The 4,131-nt window shown below is 41.2% G+C and carries 3 protein-coding genes; 2 read left to right on the top strand and 1 reads right to left on the bottom strand.

The annotated features are described in order from the left end of the window. Nucleotides 1-856: 856 nt before the first annotated feature. Nucleotides 857-1,057, bottom strand: coding sequence for a hypothetical protein (locus Q7J63_RS17715; RefSeq protein WP_304888082.1), 201 nt, complete (start codon nucleotides 1,055-1,057; stop codon nucleotides 857-859). Nucleotides 1,058-1,232: 175 nt separating this feature from the next. Between Q7J63_RS17715 and Q7J63_RS17710 the strand changes: the two genes are divergently transcribed. Both Q7J63_RS17710 and Q7J63_RS17705 read left to right on the top strand, forming a co-directional pair. Further along, nucleotides 1,233-2,015 (top strand): type IV toxin-antitoxin system AbiEi family antitoxin, encoded by a 783-nt coding sequence (locus Q7J63_RS17710; protein WP_304888080.1) that lies wholly within the window; start codon nucleotides 1,233-1,235, stop codon nucleotides 2,013-2,015. Beyond that, nucleotides 1,996-2,898: a nucleotidyl transferase AbiEii/AbiGii toxin family protein gene (locus tag Q7J63_RS17705; RefSeq protein WP_304888078.1), complete on the top strand. Its 903-nt coding sequence runs from the start codon at nucleotides 1,996-1,998 to the stop codon at nucleotides 2,896-2,898. The genes Q7J63_RS17710 and Q7J63_RS17705 overlap by 20 nt, the downstream gene beginning before the upstream one ends. The last annotated feature ends 1,233 nt before the right edge of the window (nucleotides 2,899-4,131 follow it).

Here is a 4,131-nt window from a genome sequence, read left to right as displayed (position 1 = left end):
TGATCAAAAAGTAACCAAAAAATCAAGGCTGATATTTCTTCTTCAAATTGGGACGGGTGGTTATCCGGTTTAACGATTTCTTTCCAATTTGATTTTCGTCATGCTTCTACGAGCTAAAAATGAGTGGATCTCACTCGGTGAACCTTCGTGAGCTAACTCCTTTTCTTCACGCTCTCCGAATCCCGCCAAAAAACGCAGATATATAGGCCATCCTTTCATCCAGAGGACGTATGGAGCGAAGGTATCGTTTTCTTCCGATTAACCGTGGTCTGTGTCCCCACAGACCACTCCTTTCCTACTTACCGGCCCGGTTCAATTTCCTCCTCTCTCGTCCTTAGCAAGTCTAGTGGTAATTCCCCTGTAAGCTATGAACAGTAGCTACCCAAACTTCATTAATGTATTCCTAATCAAAAGACTCCTCACGAAAAAGGGCAGCGCCCTGACATATTGGTAGCCAAGGGTTTTAACCCTTGGATATATGATGTCGAGTGGTCCATTTTCTTTGGCTAAAGAAAAGGATTGAATCCCGAAGGGTTTTTATCCAAAGCAGGTGATTTATGCTTTGGCAATTTGTTTTTTGTACTACCCTCATTTATGCTGGAAGGCCAATTGACTCCTTTTTGCCATTCGGTCAAACCATTTTTTTTATTTGCGCACTTAGTCTTTTCTTCAAGATTACCGGCATTTTTGGTCGTACCCATGGCACTTTGACTCCTATAGGGTGTTCGGCATTACCCACAATGAATTGTGGGTTTAAGACTTGACCCAAGCCTACGGCTTTTGCAGATGACTGTATCGTTTTTTCAAATCGCGTAGCGATGCCAGAATTCTTAACCGGGGATTTTAATCCCCGGAATCATAAACATAGTCGTTTCTCTTTGGCTAAAGAAAAAGATTGAATCCCGAAGGTTTTTCGCCAAAGCAGGTGGTTGACATTGATCGCAATTTTTCTTCCTTTGTCACTTTTTGCTTGATCAAAAAGTAACCAAAAAATCAAGGCTGATATCTCTTCTTCAAATTGGGGCGGGTGTTTTTCACAATATTGATTCGCTTCCAATTTGATTTTCCGCAAGAAAAAACCTGTGTTTTATATTGTCGATTCTAACTGAGACGGTATAATTTCATAAATGGATAGTTTATATAAATTTCATTTTAGGTACTTTAGGTACCTAAATCCTTCAAATTATAAACAATTTTTTGTCTTAGTTTATAAAATTCAATATATTGGTACTATGAGTAACGATATCACATCGAAAATAAACCAATTACTGACTTCCCAAGCCTCCGGAATTGTGTTTATCAGCAGCTGGCTATCGGATCAGGGATATAGCCTGGATCTGCAAAAACGATATAGGAAGAGCCACTGGTTTCAATCTATCGGTACTGGCGCCATGATTAGAGCTGGAGATAAGGTTGGGTATGAAGGAGCGGTATACGCTCTTCAAAATCAAGCCAACTCTCACACACATCCAGCCGGGAGAACTGCCTTGTCGATGTTAGGAAAAGGGCATTACCTGGAACTGGGCACAAGTAAAGTGTTTCTCTTTAGTACAGCCAAAGAGCAGTTACCCACCTGGTTTAAACAATATGATTGGGGGATTCAAATTGCTTACCATGCCTCAAATTTTCTTCCTCCCAATACAGGTCTGATTGATTTTGAAATAAAGAATTTCAAAATCAAAGTATCGGGTCCAGCCCGGGCCATGTTTGAATGCTTATATCTGGTACCAAAAGAACATAGCCTTATGGAGTGTTTCGAGTTAATGGAAGGATTGAATAATTTAAGACCAAATGCTGTCCAGGAACTCCTGGAACAATGTGCTTCAGTTAAAGTTAAACGTCTCTTTTTATATCTTGCTGAAAAAGCTGGTCATTCCTGGTTTCCATATATCAAGCTTGATGAAGTGGATTTAGGGACAGGCAAAAGGAGTTTTGTGAAAAATGGTATATATATACCCAAATATCAAATCACAGTCCCAAGAGAGTTGAAAGAGTATGGCACAACAAATCTATAAAAATCAGATAAAACTTTTATTGGATGTTCTTCCTGAAGTGGCTAGAGAAAAATGTTTTGCTCTTCACGGTGGTACGGCAATTAACTTGTTTATTCGAGAAATGCCGCGCTTATCTGTAGATATAGATCTTACTTATGTCCCTATAGAGGACAGAGCAACCTCCATGATAAACATCAATAAAGCACTGGAACGTACAAAATCAAGGATTGAGTCTGTTATTCCAAGTGTAACGGTAATACACAGGTCTGATATCGCAAAGCTTCAGATTTCAACTAGAAATGCAAGTATAAAACTGGAGGTAAACCTAGTAGGCAGGGGCACATATATTCCTCCTGAAGATATGGTTTTATGTGATAAGGCACAAAATGAGTTTAATGCTTTTTGTGTCATTCCTGTATTGCCTTTGGGACAATTATATGGTGGGAAAATATGCGCTGCCTTAGACCGGCAGCATCCTAGGGATTTATTTGATGTAAAATATTTGCTAGCAAATGAAGGGTTTTCTAACGAAGTAAAAAGAGGCTTTTTACTATGCCTCCTTGGGAGTGAAAGACCAATCCATGAGGTCATATACCCTAACCTACAGGATCAGCGATCTGCATTAACAAATCAATTCGAAGGCATGACCTCCGAAGAATTTAGCTACAAAGAATATGAAGAAACAAGGTTGAAACTTATCGAAGTGATCCACAAAAATTTGATAGATGAGGATAAAGATTTTCTTTTAAGCGTAAAGAACCTGACTCCGAACTGGACAAAATATGATTTTCAGCTTTTCCCATCCGTTCGTTGGAAAATTCAAAATTTGCAAAGGTTAAAAGATACCAATCCGAAAAAACATGCAGATCAGTACAATGCTTTGAAAAAAAAACTTAATAAATAAGCTTCCCCTTTCCCGTTCAATATCCGAGAAGCCTGAAGGGCCTGCCTGACGCTGAGGAAGGCTTCAACCTTGAATAGCCGCGGGTGGAACCCGTGGAATTTGGAATGTCGTGGTTGTTTGTCTTTGGCTAAAGAAAAAGATTGAATCCCGATGGTTTTTCGCCAAGGCAGGTAGTTGTTATTTGTGGTGATTTTGGTTCTTTGTCACTTTTGGCTTAGCCTCCGCGATAATTATCGGGATAACCAAAAGGCCAAGAAATTGGAATCCTCCTCCGCCCTTGGCCCACGCCGGCTCGGTCCAATTTCCTCCTCCCCACGTCCGAGGGAAGTTTAGTGGTAATTCCACACCCTTGGCCTCTCTCCCCACAGACCACTCCTTGCCGTTCAAGATCCACGAAGCCTGAAGGGCTTCAACCTTGATTAGCCGCGGGTGGAACCCGGGGAAATTGGAATGTCGTGGTTTTTTCTCTTTGGCTAAAGAAAAAGATTGAATTCCGAAGGTTTTTCGCCAAAGCAGGTAGTTGTCATTAATCGCAATTTTTTTCCTTTGTCACTTTTTTCTTGATAAAAAAGTAACCAAAAAATCAAGGCTGATATTTCTTCTTCAAATTGGGGCGGGAATTCTTCACTTTATTGATTCGCTCCCAATTTGATTTTTGTCTGGCTTCTGAGAGCTAAAAATGAGTGGATCTCACACGGTGAACCTTCGTGAGCTAACTCATTTTCTTCACGCTCTCCGAATCCCGCCAAAAAACGCAGATATATAGGCCGTCTATTCCTCCAGAGGACGTTTGGTGCGATGATAACGTTTCCTTATCTATACCCTTTTCTTATTGCGGTTTTTTATGATCCCGAATGGAGGAATGGTTCGATATTCATCAGAATCGATTTCCCTTAACCCTGGTCTGTGTCCCCACAGACCACTCCTTCCTTACTTGACGTTCAATATCTGGGAAGCCTGAAGGGCTTCAACCTTGAATAGCCGCGGGTTGGAACCCGTGGGAATTGGAATGTCGTGGTTGTTTCATTTTGGCTAAGGGAAAGGATTGAATCCCGAAGGTTTTTCGCCAAAGCAGGTAGTTGTTATTTGTGGTGATTTTGGTTCTTTGTCACTTTTGGCTTAGCCCAAAAGTAACCAAAAGGCCAAGAAATTGGAATCCTCCTCCGCCCTTGGCCCACGCCGGCTCGGTCCAATTTCCTCCTCCCCACGTCCGAGGGAAGTTTAGTGGTAATT

The sequence above is a fragment of the Rhodonellum sp. genome, from assembly GCF_030656585.1.
GTDB lineage: Bacteria > Bacteroidota > Bacteroidia > Cytophagales > Cyclobacteriaceae > Rhodonellum > Rhodonellum psychrophilum.
Note: the sequence above shows the minus strand (reverse complement) of the source record. Positions and strands in the feature narration are given on the sequence as shown.